Source organism: Clostridioides sp. ZZV15-6388, from assembly GCF_020657755.1.
Taxonomy (GTDB): Bacteria; Bacillota; Clostridia; order Peptostreptococcales; family Peptostreptococcaceae; genus Clostridioides.
Window position 1 is genome coordinate 1 of record NZ_JAGWCU010000026.1, and the last position, 15,515, is coordinate 15,515.

At 28.2% G+C, this 15,515-nt stretch carries 23 protein-coding genes; 3 read left to right on the forward strand and 20 right to left on the reverse strand.

The annotated features are described in order from the left end of the window. Window positions 1-221: 221 nt before the first annotated feature. The 4 genes from KGF48_RS14335 to KGF48_RS14350 all read right to left on the reverse strand — a co-directional run bounded on the left by KGF48_RS14335 (window position 222) and on the right by KGF48_RS14350 (window position 2,043). Window positions 222-608, reverse strand: coding sequence for a BlaI/MecI/CopY family transcriptional regulator (locus KGF48_RS14335; protein WP_227850515.1), 387 nt, complete (start codon window positions 606-608; stop codon window positions 222-224). Window positions 609-648: 40 nt separating this feature from the next. Further along, window positions 649-1,026 (reverse strand): BlaI/MecI/CopY family transcriptional regulator, encoded by a 378-nt coding sequence (locus KGF48_RS14340; RefSeq protein ID WP_227850516.1) that lies wholly within the window; start codon window positions 1,024-1,026, stop codon window positions 649-651. 516 nt (window positions 1,027-1,542) lie between these two features. Next, on the reverse strand, window positions 1,543-1,719 hold the full coding sequence (locus KGF48_RS14345) for a hypothetical protein (RefSeq protein WP_227850517.1): 177 nt from the start codon (window positions 1,717-1,719) through the stop codon (window positions 1,543-1,545). Window positions 1,720-1,836: 117 nt separating this feature from the next. After that, window positions 1,837-2,043: a helix-turn-helix domain-containing protein gene (locus KGF48_RS14350; protein WP_227850518.1), complete on the reverse strand. Its 207-nt coding sequence runs from the start codon at window positions 2,041-2,043 to the stop codon at window positions 1,837-1,839. A 182-nt stretch (window positions 2,044-2,225) separates the two neighbouring features. Between KGF48_RS14350 and KGF48_RS14355 the strand changes: the two genes are divergently transcribed. Further along, window positions 2,226-2,648 (forward strand): hypothetical protein, encoded by a 423-nt coding sequence (locus KGF48_RS14355; RefSeq protein ID WP_227868173.1) that lies wholly within the window; start codon window positions 2,226-2,228, stop codon window positions 2,646-2,648. A gap of 12 nt (window positions 2,649-2,660) precedes the next feature. After that, window positions 2,661-2,861 (forward strand): hypothetical protein, encoded by a 201-nt coding sequence (locus tag KGF48_RS14360; RefSeq protein ID WP_227868174.1) that lies wholly within the window; start codon window positions 2,661-2,663, stop codon window positions 2,859-2,861. Between the two features lie 370 nt (window positions 2,862-3,231). Here the strand turns inward: KGF48_RS14360 and KGF48_RS14365 are convergent, their stop codons facing one another. Next, window positions 3,232-4,914 (reverse strand): AIPR family protein, encoded by a 1,683-nt coding sequence (locus tag KGF48_RS14365; protein ID WP_022618988.1) that lies wholly within the window; start codon window positions 4,912-4,914, stop codon window positions 3,232-3,234. A gap of 247 nt (window positions 4,915-5,161) precedes the next feature. On the opposite strand from KGF48_RS14365, the gene KGF48_RS14370 reads away from it, so the two are divergent. Continuing rightward, window positions 5,162-5,671 (forward strand): hypothetical protein, encoded by a 510-nt coding sequence (locus KGF48_RS14370; RefSeq protein WP_227868175.1) that lies wholly within the window; start codon window positions 5,162-5,164, stop codon window positions 5,669-5,671. A 40-nt stretch (window positions 5,672-5,711) separates the two neighbouring features. Here the strand turns inward: KGF48_RS14370 and KGF48_RS14375 are convergent, their stop codons facing one another. The 15 genes from KGF48_RS14375 to KGF48_RS14445 all read right to left on the reverse strand — a co-directional run bounded on the left by KGF48_RS14375 (window position 5,712) and on the right by KGF48_RS14445 (window position 15,510). Further along, window positions 5,712-6,470, reverse strand: a complete 759-nt coding sequence (locus KGF48_RS14375; protein ID WP_227868176.1) for a peptidoglycan recognition family protein — start codon at window positions 6,468-6,470, stop codon at window positions 5,712-5,714. Beyond that, window positions 6,470-6,727, reverse strand: coding sequence for a phage holin family protein (locus KGF48_RS14380; RefSeq protein ID WP_021425741.1), 258 nt, complete (start codon window positions 6,725-6,727; stop codon window positions 6,470-6,472). The genes KGF48_RS14375 and KGF48_RS14380 overlap by 1 nt, the downstream gene beginning before the upstream one ends. 19 nt (window positions 6,728-6,746) lie before the next feature. Then, window positions 6,747-6,977: a hemolysin XhlA family protein gene (locus tag KGF48_RS14385; RefSeq protein WP_021425760.1), complete on the reverse strand. Its 231-nt coding sequence runs from the start codon at window positions 6,975-6,977 to the stop codon at window positions 6,747-6,749. A 67-nt stretch (window positions 6,978-7,044) separates the two neighbouring features. Next, window positions 7,045-7,602, reverse strand: a complete 558-nt coding sequence (locus KGF48_RS14390) for a hypothetical protein (RefSeq protein ID WP_021425785.1) — start codon at window positions 7,600-7,602, stop codon at window positions 7,045-7,047. A 177-nt stretch (window positions 7,603-7,779) separates the two neighbouring features. After that, complete coding sequence (locus tag KGF48_RS14395; RefSeq protein WP_021425742.1) at window positions 7,780-7,962, reverse strand: hypothetical protein; 183 nt, start codon at window positions 7,960-7,962, stop codon at window positions 7,780-7,782. Next, on the reverse strand, window positions 7,962-8,255 hold the full coding sequence (locus KGF48_RS14400) for a hypothetical protein (protein WP_021425770.1): 294 nt from the start codon (window positions 8,253-8,255) through the stop codon (window positions 7,962-7,964). Before KGF48_RS14400 ends, KGF48_RS14395 begins: the two co-directional genes overlap by 1 nt. 13 nt (window positions 8,256-8,268) lie before the next feature. Further along, complete coding sequence (locus tag KGF48_RS14405) at window positions 8,269-9,981, reverse strand: glycine rich domain-containing protein (RefSeq protein ID WP_227868177.1); 1,713 nt, start codon at window positions 9,979-9,981, stop codon at window positions 8,269-8,271. Between the two features lie 17 nt (window positions 9,982-9,998). Then, window positions 9,999-10,778, reverse strand: a complete 780-nt coding sequence (locus KGF48_RS14410; RefSeq protein ID WP_227868178.1) for a phage tail protein — start codon at window positions 10,776-10,778, stop codon at window positions 9,999-10,001. A 1-nt stretch (window position 10,779) separates the two neighbouring features. Next, window positions 10,780-11,397, reverse strand: a complete 618-nt coding sequence (locus KGF48_RS14415; RefSeq protein WP_227854890.1) for a putative phage tail protein — start codon at window positions 11,395-11,397, stop codon at window positions 10,780-10,782. Then, entirely contained in the window at window positions 11,397-12,446 is a 1,050-nt protein-coding gene (locus tag KGF48_RS14420; protein WP_227854889.1) for a baseplate J/gp47 family protein, read from the reverse strand. Before KGF48_RS14420 ends, KGF48_RS14415 begins: the two co-directional genes overlap by 1 nt. Then, a complete protein-coding gene (locus KGF48_RS14425; RefSeq protein WP_077710344.1) occupies window positions 12,439-12,867 on the reverse strand; it encodes a DUF2634 domain-containing protein in 429 nt (142 codons plus the stop codon). Before KGF48_RS14425 ends, KGF48_RS14420 begins: the two co-directional genes overlap by 8 nt. Then, window positions 12,867-13,193, reverse strand: coding sequence for a DUF2577 family protein (locus tag KGF48_RS14430; protein WP_077710345.1), 327 nt, complete (start codon window positions 13,191-13,193; stop codon window positions 12,867-12,869). Before KGF48_RS14430 ends, KGF48_RS14425 begins: the two co-directional genes overlap by 1 nt. Window positions 13,194-13,206: 13 nt before the next feature. Next, on the reverse strand, window positions 13,207-14,706 hold the full coding sequence (locus KGF48_RS14435; RefSeq protein WP_227854888.1) for an NlpC/P60 family protein: 1,500 nt from the start codon (window positions 14,704-14,706) through the stop codon (window positions 13,207-13,209). A 258-nt stretch (window positions 14,707-14,964) separates the two neighbouring features. Beyond that, entirely contained in the window at window positions 14,965-15,207 is a 243-nt protein-coding gene (locus KGF48_RS14440; RefSeq protein WP_227854887.1) for a hypothetical protein, read from the reverse strand. 21 nt (window positions 15,208-15,228) lie between these two features. Further along, complete coding sequence (locus tag KGF48_RS14445) at window positions 15,229-15,510, reverse strand: hypothetical protein (protein ID WP_227854886.1); 282 nt, start codon at window positions 15,508-15,510, stop codon at window positions 15,229-15,231. Window positions 15,511-15,515 lie beyond the last annotated feature (5 nt).

Consider the following 15,515-nt stretch of genomic DNA (forward strand, 5'->3'; position numbering starts at 1 on the left):
TATTTATTATTCCTTATTAGAATAATATCTTTTTTATTTTTATATACTTAATCGTTGATATTTCAGTACTTTAAAATAGAACATTAGCACTTATGTCAGTAAAATGTCAGTAAAATATTTTATCCACAAATTTTACATAAGTTTTCCACAACTTATCCACAAATTTATCCACAGAAATAAAAAGGTAGCTACTAATATAAGTGCTACCTTTTTATCTATTCCTATTCCTCATCATCTTGCCAACTTCTCACCCACTCCTCAAGTGCATCTAATTTGTCATTACTTATTTCTTCTCTACTATGTAGTTTTGAAATTAGATTAGAAATAGGATTATTATGTAAACCTCCAAAGAGTTTTTTAGTTTCTGATTTTAAATATTCTTTTTCTTTTATTAATATTGTATAATGTGTGTGCTTGCCTATTTTTTGAGAAGCTAAAAAACCTCTTTTAGTTAATCTTGATAAAAGTGTTAGTGTTGTAGTTTGTTTCCATCCATACTCTTGCTCCATCCAATCTGCAACATCTTTTGATATTACAGTTTTATATCCAGAATTCCACATATATTTCATAATCTTGAATTCTGAATCCGGCAATTTTTTATTTAACATAATATATCCCTTCTTTCTATTAAGCATGTAAAATTATTTTTTATAAATCTTGCATACTTTCTATAAACGCTTTTATTTCTTCTTCTGTCATTTCGTCTTTTCTATGTATAGTAGTAAATGTTCGTATAAAAAAGTTATCATACTCACTAATCTCTCTTTCTTCTTTTATAGCATTTAAATACTCTTTTTTAGTTACTAATAATTCATAATTAAAATTAAAACTTTCTATCTTCCTTTGCAATATTTTCATTTTCACTAATCTTTTTAGGAGAAGTTTTGTAGTACTTTTCCTCCAACCATATTTTTCTTTCATTACTACTATTATTTCTTTAGATAGAACAGACTTTTCCCTCCACATATATTCCATCAGCATTAATTCCCCTCTGCGTAGTTTGCTAACTACTTCTTGTTGCTCCATTTTATGTCACTCCCTCAAATTCAATTTAGCTTAGATTAATAATAGGAGCTTTTTAACACAAAAACTACAGGTAAAATTTACCATATATTCTACTGTTTTAGTTTGTTTTTATATATAAAAAAGATTATTCATATCCATAAATTTATTCAATTTTCAAACAATCTTGTTGAATAATAATTAATTACATTGTATTATTTTAGTTGTAGAATAAAACTAAATCAGCAGAATTAAAGAAACTTAGTTATGCAAAACTATAAGGATTAGCACTTATAAAATATCTTATAAGTTATGTCATCCAGTTGCCAAAAACATCTACTCTTTTTGTTTTTGTGAAAGTTTTTTAGGTAGGTAATAATATGTATACTTAGAGATAAAATATATCTCTAATATTCATAGTTTTATTTTTTCTTAAAATGCGATATAATAAAGATGTAAATTCGTATCAAAAACAAAAAAGAAACTACAATCTATTGCTCTAGAGCGAAGTTTCAAATTCAAAATAATTTAAGTAATGATTTATTCATTGAAATCGTCTTGATTGCAGTCAGGACGATTTCTTAGTTTATGTAAAGATTCTTTTAATCTATTTATAGAATCTAATAATCTTGTTATAGACTTTACTATTGTTGTAATAGATTTTATTACAATAGTAATATAATACGCTATAACAAGTATAAACATAAGTGTTTTCATATACTCACCCCCTTTCATACGAAGGTGATTTCTGAAAACTTTCGCCCTTAGATTGTAGCCTCTTGCAAGATTATTCTTGCATTTTAATTATAACATAATTTTACAATTATCAAATATCTATTCTCTGTCTTTTTTAATCTCAACTACATCATTTGGAGTACACTCAAAAGCTAAACATATCTTTTCAATTACTACTAATGAAACATACTCATTTTTACTTAATTTTGAAAGAGTTCCATTGCTTATATTAGCTCTTTTTTTAAATTCCATTTTTTTAATATCTTTATCAAACATCATTCTCCATAAAGGTTTATATGACACCATCTTATCACCTCTCTTAATTAAATGATAACATTAATATTTCTATAATGTCAAAATAAATTTCTATTTTATTAGAATTTTTTATTGACATATGCTCTATTTTATATTATATTTATAATAAATTAGAAATTATTTCTATTATATTAGAAATTATTCTAACAATAAAATTAAAGGAGTGTATCAAAATGATAAAATTTGAAGTAGGTAAAACTTATTTTGCAAAAAGTGTGTGCGACCATAACTGTGTTTATACTATAGAGGTTATTAAAAGAACTGATAAAACTATAACTTATAAAGAAGATGATACTGTTAGATGTGCTAAAATCCGTTTCAGTGATGATTATGAATACATAAGAGTAGGCAATCATAGCATGGCACCTAATTTCAGTGCTAAAGACTTAGTTGCAGGAGATAAAGAAAATGTATCTACCACAGAAAAATACTTCGTGATAAATCGCTACTATGATAATGGTAAAACTATTGCTTTTATAGAAATGAATAGCACTAAATATAAGACTGAATATATTAGAAACTTCGACCAATACGTAGATGAATTTTCTACATTAGAAGAAGCAGAAGAATGCTTACAAGAATATCTTAGTGCTTAAGGGGTGGTATAAATGTGTTTTAAAACTTATATACTGAAAAGAGCATTAAATAACAAACAACTAGAGATAACTCGAAGTTTTGACTTAGATAATCTGATTTATACTGCAACAGAAATATTGAAAGAGAATGAGATTGACTTGATAATTACAGATGAAAAAAACAATGTTGTTTGGAGAAGTGAAAAAAGCACTCCCCAGCAAGAGAATGCTTAGTTATAACTATAGAAGTGTATTGGCAGTACACTTCTATTTTTTTATTATATCATTAATTTTGTGTATGAAAAAGAGCTATTTAAATCAATTTTAAGGTGTGTTGAGTAAGGTTCTTGATAGTTTATATGCTAATGAATTTCAAAAAAATAAGCACTCCTTATAAAAAGAGTGCTTTGGTGTATGTTAATGTATATATCTAATACAATTATAACATGTCTTATGTTTTGGTATGATAATTTTCATTCGTTTTATTATTGCAACTTCTACTATAGTTTTCATATTTTAACATCAACTAAATGAATCTAATTAAGATTACTAGTTAATAGCCTTTTTGATTTCTTCATCTTCTAGTTTACAATCTAAAACTTTATTATTTAGGTTCAACAATAGAGTCTAGATAATCCTTAAATTTCTTCTGTATTAACTTTCTAGAATTACTAACAGAAGATTGATGTTTGTTTAATGCATCCTCAAGGATATCAATAGATTCATTTATATCACATCCATATTTTTCAAACATATAAATTATGTAAAATGTTTTTTGATCATAATATTCAATATGTTCTTTTTTGTCTTTATATATCTTTTCAATTTCAAAATAAAGATTACTATATCTTATTGCATTTTCTAATGTGAAATTTTCTCCTCTAAAAATTTCATCATAATATTCTTGAAATAACTTTTTCTTTTGGTTAGACGCTCTATCAGGATATCCATTAACCGAATATAGTATTTGAGCTAATCTTTCTTTTGATATTCTATTTTCATATGTATAATCATCATCTCCAATCATACCTGCTTTTCTAACATATAATATTCCATTTGCTTTGAAATATTCTTCAATTTGAATTTGTATGCTATCTACTGATTTCAAATCGGCTGGTGAAATTGAATTTTGACTATTCGTATACTCTGCTATTTCATTTTTTAATTCGCTATCATCCTCTATTTTAAATATTCTTACTAGAATAGAAGCTTCTCTCAATTTGATAAACTTCAAATCATCTTTTTCATTTTTAAAGAACTCATATATAGACCTTAATGTTTGTCCCCCATTAACAATTTGAAAACTTTCTATTTCAAATAGATATTTCATCCCACTATTTTTAGAATCACAACTTATATTTTTTGCAGTTACTGTTATACCATTATTAAACATAAAAAACTCTTTATGTTTGCTTTTTAATGTTTGTTCTATCTTTACATTATATTCAGTTTCTCCTAAATATCCTCTAACATTGTCGTATAGCAATGAATAGTCTAATTTCTTTTTATCAATTGAATAATCATTTTCTATAGAATAATTATCTCTGAGTTCTTGATCTGATAGTGTTATCCTTATTAAATCAAACAAAGACAATCTTACAATATAAGATTTTCTACTAGATTTCTTGTCTTTTTCATAACACAAAAAATCGTCCCCTGAAATCATAAATTTACAATTTTGATTCTCCTTCTTTACATTGAAAAAACCCATAATATCATCTAAAGAAATGTTAACTACTTTCATTCCATAGTTCTCTTCTAGAGTATTAATATATACATTAGAATTATTAGCATAACCTTTTGCTTCATTAGATACCATATACAATTTAATATTATATATATAATTACTATCCAATAATTCTCTTATTTTTTCTATACGAAATCTTACTTTATCGTCTAAATCACATAGCCTCTGATTATTTTGTATATACTGTAGAAACTTCATGCTAACAGATAAATCATTTTCACTTTTAGTCTTATCTTCATTAAACTTTTCTCTAAATTTAAAATTAAATAATTGTATTTCATCATCTGTTATATGTACTGCATCTATACCAAGATCATTTATTATTTCTCCATTTACAATTTTGTTATAATCAGTATCAATTATTATATCTTTTATATCATCAATATCTCTTAATCCAGTTATGTTTTCTAATATTAAATGATAAAATCCTAGCCTGGTTTTTTCACTTTCTTTTAACGAATCTACTTTTTTTATGCCTATATACTCAAACATTTTTCTACTGTATGTATTTACAATTTTAAAATCATTTATATTTGCCATAAATTCTCCTCTCAATTAACTCCCACTATTTACAACAATATTAAGTATAAGAATTTTATATACTAATAAGTTTTTTAGATCTAACTTCATTATTTTGAACTAAATATCAAATAACCTATAATAAAATTATATAGTTATATTTTATTGATATCAATTTTCTTTGATCTATTTCTACAAAAATCGTTCGACAAAATAATGAAAAAAATTTGATTATATGATATATAGAATATATTGGAGGTGACGAATTATGAATATATTAAAAAAATGGTTTAACTTAAAGAAAGAAAAAAAGGAAAAAGAATACTATTTAAAAAATTCTAACGATATGGATAACTTCAAAGCAGAGTATGAAAAAATTTTTAATTATTATAATTCAATGGAAAATACCATAAATGTTGAATTGGAACAATTAAGACTTGATATATTAATTAAAAAGCAGTCTAATCCTATATTCAGTATAGCTTCTACTTTTTTTGCTGCTATTTTATCATGCTTTTTTACTTTGGCACTTACTTCGTTTTCAGATTACTTTGAGAATATTTTAAAATTGTCTTTGAATTTGAAGCCAACAGTTATAAATGTAATACTTATAATACTTTGTCTTATTCCAGTTCTAATTAGTATATATTTTATAATTAAATTTATTATAGACATTAGTAATATGGGACTAGATATGGAGAAAAAAATCGAATTCTCACTTATTGCTCAACAAGTTCTTAATGATATGAAAATGGAACAATCAAAAAAAAAATGGTAACTATTTTTAGTTACCATTTCATTGAACAAACACCCCCTTCTTATTTATCTATAAAATCTAATGCTTTATAAAGTGTATCAAATCTATCATTACCTTTTATCATTGTGTATTTTTCTTTAGTAATAGAACTTATCTTATTGCATGCCCCTCCCCCTACGACATAAAGATTTTGCGTCTGACCAGGTACATAATCTTTTATATCACATACTCTACATTCTTCTTTCTTATAATTCCAACCAATAACCTCAGCTGATATTCTGTCAACCTCTCCATCATAGACTATTGTGTATTTTATCATACTATTCACACCCCCATCATTTTTTATCTTATCTTTAAAATCTACCCATAATTTTGGATTATCAAGCATCTTACGAGGACAATATTTTCTCTTAGCATCATAATGTCTAATTACTTTATCTGCACTAATATTTAAATCTTTCATGAGTTTTCTAGTTAAGTCTATTGCATTTTGTCTTGCTTTTGTGTAATTACCATCACGATTTACACATATTTCTATATTAATACTATTGTAGTTTGTAACTCCTGCAACTAATGCAGTTCCATAACTCTTGCCAACCGCCCAAGCACCATCCTTGTGGTCTAGTGTTTGATATATCATTTTATCATCAACATAATAGTGTACACTTGCTTCTAAGTTACCATTATTAAGTGCTTGTGCATGTCTTTTGGCATCTGCTCCCTTGTCCTCGTTATCAGTTTCATGGATTACTATAAACTTTGCATTGTTTTTGCTTGGATAACATTTTTTCTTTGTTAACATTTTTATTATATCTACCATTATTTATTTTCCTCCTTCAACTGTTTGTAAGTTTGATTTATACCTATTGATATACCCCAACAAATTACACCTTGTAAGACTGCATCAGCATTTAATCCCAACATCCATATTGAGAAACCTATACCAAGTATCAATAAGACTACTGGAATATACTTATTATCTAACTGATTATACTTCTTACAACCAACCCCTAAAACATAAAGAGCAGCAACTAAAATTAGTAACTGCTCTGGTATGAAACTTATTAAGTTATCCATCTTTTGTCCTCCTAATTAATTAAAATATTCCTCTCTGTATTGCAAATATAAAGAATCCTATTAGTGTTGTAATCATTGTTCCAATCAACCACTTGAGCATACTTGTAAGTGAGTTTAAGTTCTCACACAATGCTTTTAATTCTGCTTTAGATTCTATATTTGCTACCTTTAATTCGTCTATTTCATCATTATGTTTATTTATTGTTACCTCATGTCGTTTCAAATTATCTTTGAAAAGTTCTTCATTCATGAAAACCTCCTAATTAATTGAAATAAAAAAGAATTAAGTTAAAATAAACCTAATTCTTCAAAACTTTTTATAAATTACTTAAATTTGTATTGTTTCCGTCTTTTAATTCTTCAATTTTTAAATCAACTAACTTTAATATAATTTTATATTCTTCTATACTGTTAGTATAATAAGTACAAATAGATAGAGAAATAGTTTTTATCACAAGATAAATAAGAAATAAAACTACAATTGTACATAAAGCCATATAGAGAACTGTTTCTATACTTTTATTTTCAAATATAGTTTCTAATTTTTTATTGATTAGCATAATCCCAAAAACAACAGCTCCAATTGGCAAAAATTTTGAAATAATACTATCAAATATATTTGCGGATAATGTGTTTTCTCTTGACATAATTTTTAGTTCATATTTAAGTCTTATAATTTTTAACTGAAGTATATTTTCTTCGTTTGTATTTATAATATTTAATCCATCCTCTATAAGTTTAAACTCTTCCTTTATCTTTTCTACCCTATTATCTTCTAATTTTATAACTCCATTAGGATATAAATTCTTAATCATATTCCAAATATACTTAACTATATACCTAATACCATTTGCTATATACCGAATTATATTCATAGTATAATTTCTCCTTAACATTTTTATGAATCTTAAGAAAATACTACAATATAAAAGTTTTAAAATCAATAAAATTTCTGAACTATATAGAATAAATTTATTATTTTTCGTATCTGTCATTTTTTATATATTATAATCACTCATTTAATACTGTTTTTTGTATTAAAAAAGAACCACCTATATAGTTAGTTCTACTCCTTCTACTACTCCGCTTTCTCTAATTATATAATCCTCTACAGCTTTTCTGTAATCTGTATTAGTCACGTCATCTAATTCAAACTCTCGATTTTTCAAAGGGTTTAATCCTTTATTTAGGATTCTCTCTGCTAATATTCTTACTACAACATTATTTATATTCATTATAAAATTCCTCCTACTTTCTCATTTTCATTTAGTAATAATTGATTTTCTAACTCTTGTATTCTTTTTTCTTCTTCACTTAAATAGATTGGAATTTCTTTTAAAATAAGTTCTTTTGTTGTTGAGTTTATAGATTCTATATACTGTTTACTATAGTCTATACTTCCATATTCAACATCTAAGAAACTTAACTCTGTTATGCTGTCATGTGGTAATACATCACCTGTTGCTTCTCCAGTTTGTAAAAGTATTTTACCAGTTTGGTCATAAATAATTCTATTTGCTCTATTCATTTAGTCACCTCATTTATTTAAATTTTATCGCATGCCATTTATATGCTCTAAAATTATTTAGAGTGTTTAATGCAGGTACTCTAACTCCAGTATTATCCATCGAAACATGTTTTTTGCCAAGGGTATATAAACTTCCTCGTAAATTAAAAGATTTATCACTATAATTCTTGCCAAAAGCAATATTAACTACAAATCCCGTGTTATTAGAAACTAAAAAAGTATTTTTAATTGCAAAAACAAAATATTTATAAAAAGCATCCGAATGTGGCTCATATTCACATTCAGCAAAAAATATATCAGGAATAAATCCAATTCCATTTAGTTCAAGCCAATATGGATTCTCTTCTTTAATGGTATGAGAAGTATTAGGGTCATATACACATGCAATTAAGGAAGAATTTTCTCTAGCATAAGTAGTCCCATTAGCATATTTATATTTAGAGTTTAACTGACTTATAGTATTATTAGCTTGCATCAACTGGTTCATCAAATCCTGTAAACTAGCATCTCCACTATCAAATGATGCTTTTATTTTCTCTGATAACTCTACTAGTGTATTATTTAAAGATGAATCTATATTCTTTAATGCTAAAGTATTTATAATACTTGTTTTACCACTTTTAAATGTATTTTTAATTTCTATCCATTTGTTTGTAACTTCATCTGTTGTAGAACCACTTGGAAGAGGTGCAATTCCTTTGCTTATACTTAGTACCTTTTCTACTGTAGCATTATTACTGTCTGTAACAACTATTTTAAGAGTGTGTAGTGCATTATCTTCTAATGTATAGTTAATTGTTTTCTCTTCTGTTAAGTCTGTTGTTATAGTTTCTTTTAATACATCATCTATAAAGTATTCTATTTTAGTTAATAGTGTAGGGTCTGTGTGGTCAGCTTTAAACGTTGCTTGTGTGGAGTTATAAGAGGATACGGTTAAAAAAGGTAATGCTTGTAGTAATGTTATTAGGGCATAACCATAAGCACCACTAGTATTTCCACCTGGTGTCATAACTATGTTATCAAAATAATATTCAGATGTTGGTGTGTAGCCAACAGGCTTATAACTATTTTTTGTTAATATATAGCCACTTCCTCCACCAGCTGCACCACCACCATTCATACCCGCACCACCAAACCAACCACCTCCACCACCTTCACCAAACGAATCTTTAACAGAACCTCCTTTTCCAAAACTTCCGTTTTCTGTGTTTACACGACCAATACCACCTTGAAATTGAGTACCGCCAGGACGATGTCTGTCGTTAGCACTATATCCAGCACCTCCTTCTAATCCTCCTCCTGCACCACCAGTATAAGAATATGAACCTCCTCCGCCACCTGCAACAATTATTCTAGATAAAAGACTTTGCTCATTATCCCAAGCACCTCCAACAAGTCTTATATCCGTAGCACCACCACCGTACATAGAATAATAAGTACCCATAACCTGTTGATTTAAGTAACCTTTACCACCACCATTAAAACAACTTTTAGTGTTATTATTCGTAGATGAAGAAGCATAACCACTTTCGCCGACATAAATATATAATGTAGTTTGTTTTTTTAATGTAATTTCACCTTTAGAATATCCGCCTTTAGCATCAGTATACCAAGAAGAATTGTTGATACCTCCAGAAGAACCCCAACATTCAAATTTATATTTACCGGGTTTCAATGTAACATTTTGTGGTGAACCATTATAACCAAAATTCCATACTGTTTGCATTTTCTCACTCTCCTCTCTTATATAGGCAACATATCATTTTGTATAGATATATTAACCTCGTTAAAATTTTCTATCTTTCTAACAACTTCATCAATCGCCCCTTGTACATTTGTAGCAGTAAGTTTACTTGTAGCATTATTATAACTTGTTTTTTCTGCTGTTGTTTCTATACTATCTACACTAGTTTTTACCTCATTCAATGCACCAACAAGACTAGTTTTATCTGTTGTAGTAAGTTGTGTTGTATCCCCTATTTTTCCATTTAACTCTGTTTTAGCAGTTTCTATGTTGCTTGTTAATTCTGTTTTGGTTGTATCAATTTTAGTGTCTAACTCTTGTATGTCTTTTAAAGTTGCTAAAATTACTGTTGGGTCTACTTTCAAATTTACACTTGAAGTATTAGAAACTACTAAAATAATTTTTATAACTAAGTCTTTTACACTCCCTGAGTCAGCAGTTGGTTTGTATGTTTCTGGATATTTAGATACTGCAATTAGTTGTTCTTTTGAATCAAATATCCCTACTTCTCTTATCATAAAGCCACCCACACTACCTGGGATTACAGTTTCTATTACTATCCAGTTTGGATTTTCTTCGTCTATCTTTACATTATTTATAGAACCTTCCCAAACTACGTTTTTTAGAGAAGTTTGTTCTTCCGTTGGATTATATTCTGCCCCTGCTCCGTCACCAAGCTGTAATTTAACTAAATCTACTTTATTGCCTAAAGCTGTCGCATTTGCAATAGATGCCTTTCCTATCGTTGTCAAAAGTGTATAATATTTTTGTTCTGCCAACCTATACCACCTCCTGTCTAGGATATAATGTTACTTTTTCCATACTTCTATCATTACCTGTAGCTATTGTTAATTCTCCAAAACTTTCAAAGTTTGTTGGAGTATATGGATATATAGTAACTGTTTCACCTGTATTCATTGTAGAACCTGTAAACATAGAGTTTTGGTTAAATAAAACCATCTCAAACCTATGTTCTAAATGTGCAGGTTTTATTTCTTCTATTTTCTTGTCTAATTCTAAAATAGTGTTATAACTACAATTATTTGTTATAAAGCTAAGTGTAAAACTAAATAGATTACTAAATACTTCTACATCAACATTAGTCTTTGTATAAGCCTCTCCTATAGCTTTTATAACTTCTATAGTAGTTGTACCCTTACCACGCATTTTCGCTTTTATATTACTTCTTCTATCTTCTATACTTAAATCAAATCTATTTTTAATAGATAAAATATTTTCCCAGTAATCAAGTCCCCAGGTGGCTGTATCAACAAAGAATTGGTCAAAAGTATCGTCATACGTTTCTCTAAGCGTCTCCAGTTCTATGTCATAAGCTTCTTGTATTTTTCTAGTAATATCATTGTTATAAAAAGAAGGTAGCTTATCAATTAATTTCATTAAACCACCTCGCTAAATTCTAAAGTTGTCACACTTGGTACTTTGTCCTCTTCAAATACTATATTTTCAGCTTTATTATTTAAAATTAAGTTGCTAAAGTCATGTAGACCTTCAATAGATGCAAGTATTGCACTTACTTTAGTGTAAATTATTTCTTTATTAACATTTATTAAATAGCCATTAATGCTTTCTAAAAAACTTTCTTTTACAAAATCTAGTGTGTATCCTGCTTCTAGTTTTATAGTTGCACTTATGCTTATATTAAGTGGCGAAGGTGTTGCGACTGTTAATGTACATCCTATTGGCATTTCTGCCTCGATATGTTCTCTACATCTCTCGATTATTTCTGCGTCTACTGCTTGATTATTTTGACCAAATAAAAGAACTTTAACTGTCCCAGCACCATTCCATCTTGGATATACCTTTGCATTATATACACCTTCAACTTCTAAAGCCCACGCTTCATAATGTGCCTTATTTCCACTTGTAGCTTGATTTTTCTGTATTTTATAGAATCTCTCTTTTAATTCCTCATCTGTTTCTATTTCTGTACCACCTTGAAATGCTAAATTATTATAAATTCTTGTTACTCCAGCTATTTCGTCTTGTAACTTAAATTCAGTACTTGCAGGCATATTATATCTAATACCAATTTCTAAAGCCTGTACAGGGCTTGTATTTTGTTCGATTTCCGAACTAATTTCTATATCTTTGATTACTACAAATAATAACTCATTGTAAGAAATTATTGTTCCGTTTGGAATAATTGTTCCAGTTTTTCCTTCAAATATTACCTCACCTATTGCCTCTGTTCCAAGTTTTCTATATACTCCAAACTCATTTACTCTCTTATCAAGAAAATCATCGAAGTTATCTTCTATAAAAGCTTTCTTATGAAGATATGAAAGTTCTATATAGAATTTTGCTAATTCACTATTAACAGGAGATATCATATCACTTAAAAAAGAGCCTTCGCCCTTATAAACATTTAGGTCTATATTGGATAGAGTTCTGTTTTTAACAACATCATATGTTTGACTACTATACATTAACTTCCACCTCCCCATAAATCGTTGAAATTTGTATATCTACACTTAGTAAATCATCTATGAATTTTGTATTTGCAACACTAACATCTAATATATATGGATTAACTAATAAAGACTCTTTTATATATCTACTAGCTTCACTTTCTGTAAGACCTTTACTATATTTCTGCCCTATTAGTTCAGATAATTCAGTTCCATAGCCCCAGCTATAAATTTCATGTTCATACCTATTGGTTTTAATACATTTGTACACCCAAACTTTAATAGCTTCATTTCCTTCAACAATCTTAAAATCTCCATTTTCTAAAACAGGCTCATCTTTTTCAAAATTCCAAGCCACTTCACGAAAAATCGGTAATTCTTCAGTTTTAGGTAAGATATAATCCTCTGGAACACCTATAAAAGGAAATATTGTACTCATTATAAGCTCACCAACTTACTTACAACAGCAAATTTATCACCTATTTTAAACATTATAACCATGTTATCTTCCTCAAAGGTATCTATAAATGGATTTTTTACTTTATGTTGGTGTTCTTGATTCGTTTCTGTGTTAAATGTTTCTATCTGTCTATCAAGCATCCAACTATCTATCAAAATATCTTCTTTTTCTAATATGATGCTATTTGTCTCTATTTTTAAATCTGGTAATTTACTTTTAATTTTTCCAATAAAAAAAGAAGGTTGATTGTGATATTTTCCTTCTTCTCTTATTATTCCTATAAATTCATTTATTGGATTAGCCACTATATCACCATCCTTATAATACTCTCCTTGCTGTATTAAAATCTTTTCTACTGCTTAATTTTCGTATTCTAACATTTTTTCCGGTTTCTGGAGCCTCAATAAACTCTCCGTTTCCAATATAAAGTGCAACATGGCTTATAGGATTTTTAAAGAATATTAAATCTCCCGCTTGTAGATTATTTTTTTCTACTTTTTTACCTTTTGTTGCTTGCTGTCTTGATGTTCTTGGCAGATTAACATTAACTTTCTTAAAGCAATATACCATTAACCCCGAACAGTCAAAATTACTAGGTCCATTTCCACCCCATTTATAAGGCTTCCCTAGGTGTTTTTTAGCTTCTGCTATTACTGTACCTGCTTTTCCTGTCGCATTTGTATATCCTGTGCCATCTCCAATTATTATGCTTCCTTTTCTTCTTCCAAAATCATAACATTCTTTTTCGCTAGACATTAGTATATCTATTTTATATACTCCATTAACTACTTTAATGACTCCTCCTCTATCCGTTACTGTATAGGTTTTACCATCTATTTTTGTCCCTGCACATTTTGCTTGAATTTTTGTCTTAAATTTAAGTTGGCTAGGTGCAGCACAAGTGTTATTACTTGGTACAAGCTTTTTATTGTCCATTGCTTGATAATAACCGCCTTGAAGCGGGTCATTTGAAGGATAATAAGCTGTAAATTCTGCTTTTACTTCTTTTCCATTCAAAGTACCTTCGCCACTACTAAAATCTGAACTTTCTTCCTTTTGCTCGTCTTGTCCTGCTGTCTTTTCATCCATAATATTTTGGAAGTTTAAATCTAAGTCTATCTCATAATTTCCGTTGCTATCCCAATTATGTTTATCTGTGTCTATATAAAATAATCCAACTAAACCAGTATAAGAATCTTTTACTTTTACCCCTCTACCAGTTATACAACTTACGTCACCATATCCTTTCAGATTGCAAGTCTGCTCTATTCCTTTAAATTCGCTTTCTATATCTACAGTACTATTTTCTTGTTGCTGTATAACTTTTTGCATGATTACTCCAACATCTTTAAAGATTTTATCGTCTACCTTTTCACTAATCTTATTACCATACTGGTCTACAACTAATACCTTGTTTTTTACATTCTCCATACTTTCTGAGAAGCTTGTGTTAATAAGATTAGCCCCTTCTTCAAACATAACATTTAGTGTAATAGTCCCTTTTTCAATGACATTAAATTTATCTATATTAGCTTCTATCATGTACTTTTTCTTAGTTGTCTTACTAGCTTCTGTATATGCACTCATTATAGTGTCATAACCAGTTACACCAATAAACATCTTAGTGTATTTAACATTAGTCTTAGGTATGTTTCCGACTGCAAGTTTATTGTCATTAAATACTTGTTTCGCAATGTCTTCAACTAACTTGTCTTTAAAGTTATATGACACTTCGCTTTGAGTAAGTAAAAACCCCATATCTTTAGATACAAAACTAATACTATTGTTGCTAGAGTCTTTAGACCTATTAATTATCATTCCTCGATAGATTTCTTTCTCATCTACGTAGAAACAAACTGTACTAGCTATAGGTATATTAATTTGCTGAAAGTTAACATCAGAAGCTGACTGTACTATAGAAAACTCTAATGTCCTTGATGGGGACTTATAATCACCTGACCAAGTTACCTTTTCTACTATGTCAGTTATATTATAGATAGCTCCATTTTTTATATGGACCTGTAATTTTATATTATTAATCTAAATCACCTTCTTGTCTTTTCGATTTATAAGTGATTAATTTATGTTAAAACCTTTAAATGGAGATAATTTTAAATCAGTCAATTTACTTAACTTTAAAAAAGTATCCCAAAAATCTGATTCTCTATTATCTCCAAAACATTTATCTAAGTATTTGCAATCTGTACAAGGGAAATCTAAGTCTTTTTCATTGTGCATGAAGCTTTTTATAGCTCCAATTTGTATAAACTTACCTATGCAATACAAGTCTTTTTCTGAAAGTTTTATTTCTTCTTGCATAATAACACCTCTTTCACATTTCTAATCTGTAAAACCTGTACCTGGACATATTCTTACTCCTGTAATTTTTGATAATTTTGTGAATGTGTCCCAGTGCGCATAACCATATCCACTTTTAAAACATTCTCTTTCATACTTGCAAGTTTGGCAAGGGTCTAATATATCATGTTCTTCTCTAAAACATCTCTTTATAACGTTTATTTGAATATGTTTTGCCATACAATATAAGTCTTTTTCTGTTAAATCCTCTTTCGTTAGACCATAGTTTTCTGGTATTATTCTTACTTTCTGCAACTCTATCACCTCGC

Bases quoted from the DNA above. Each gene is read 5' to 3' on its own strand.
- KGF48_RS14335 (WP_227850515.1), bottom strand. From the start codon at position 608: ATGTTAAATAAAAAATTGCCGGATTCAGAATTCAAGATTATGAAATAT.
- KGF48_RS14340 (WP_227850516.1), bottom strand. From the start codon at position 1,026: ATGGAGCAACAAGAAGTAGTTAGCAAACTACGCAGAGGGGAATTAATG.
- KGF48_RS14345 (WP_227850517.1), bottom strand. From the start codon at position 1,719: ATGAAAACACTTATGTTTATACTTGTTATAGCGTATTATATTACTATT.
- KGF48_RS14350 (WP_227850518.1), bottom strand. From the start codon at position 2,043: ATGGTGTCATATAAACCTTTATGGAGAATGATGTTTGATAAAGATATT.
- KGF48_RS14355 (WP_227868173.1), top strand. From the start codon at position 2,226: ATGATAAAATTTGAAGTAGGTAAAACTTATTTTGCAAAAAGTGTGTGC.
- KGF48_RS14360 (WP_227868174.1), top strand. From the start codon at position 2,661: ATGTGTTTTAAAACTTATATACTGAAAAGAGCATTAAATAACAAACAA.
- KGF48_RS14365 (WP_022618988.1), bottom strand. From the start codon at position 4,914: ATGGCAAATATAAATGATTTTAAAATTGTAAATACATACAGTAGAAAA.
- KGF48_RS14370 (WP_227868175.1), top strand. From the start codon at position 5,162: ATGAATATATTAAAAAAATGGTTTAACTTAAAGAAAGAAAAAAAGGAA.
- KGF48_RS14375 (WP_227868176.1), bottom strand. From the start codon at position 6,470: ATGGTAGATATAATAAAAATGTTAACAAAGAAAAAATGTTATCCAAGC.
- KGF48_RS14380 (WP_021425741.1), bottom strand. From the start codon at position 6,727: ATGGATAACTTAATAAGTTTCATACCAGAGCAGTTACTAATTTTAGTT.
- KGF48_RS14385 (WP_021425760.1), bottom strand. From the start codon at position 6,977: ATGAATGAAGAACTTTTCAAAGATAATTTGAAACGACATGAGGTAACA.
- KGF48_RS14390 (WP_021425785.1), bottom strand. From the start codon at position 7,602: ATGAATATAATTCGGTATATAGCAAATGGTATTAGGTATATAGTTAAG.
- KGF48_RS14395 (WP_021425742.1), bottom strand. From the start codon at position 7,962: ATGAATATAAATAATGTTGTAGTAAGAATATTAGCAGAGAGAATCCTA.
- KGF48_RS14400 (WP_021425770.1), bottom strand. From the start codon at position 8,255: ATGAATAGAGCAAATAGAATTATTTATGACCAAACTGGTAAAATACTT.
- KGF48_RS14405 (WP_227868177.1), bottom strand. From the start codon at position 9,981: ATGCAAACAGTATGGAATTTTGGTTATAATGGTTCACCACAAAATGTT.
- KGF48_RS14415 (WP_227854890.1), bottom strand. From the start codon at position 11,397: ATGAAATTAATTGATAAGCTACCTTCTTTTTATAACAATGATATTACT.
- KGF48_RS14420 (WP_227854889.1), bottom strand. From the start codon at position 12,446: ATGTATAGTAGTCAAACATATGATGTTGTTAAAAACAGAACTCTATCC.
- KGF48_RS14425 (WP_077710344.1), bottom strand. From the start codon at position 12,867: ATGAGTACAATATTTCCTTTTATAGGTGTTCCAGAGGATTATATCTTA.
- KGF48_RS14435 (WP_227854888.1), bottom strand. From the start codon at position 14,706: ATGATAATTAATAGGTCTAAAGACTCTAGCAACAATAGTATTAGTTTT.
- KGF48_RS14440 (WP_227854887.1), bottom strand. From the start codon at position 15,207: ATGCAAGAAGAAATAAAACTTTCAGAAAAAGACTTGTATTGCATAGGT.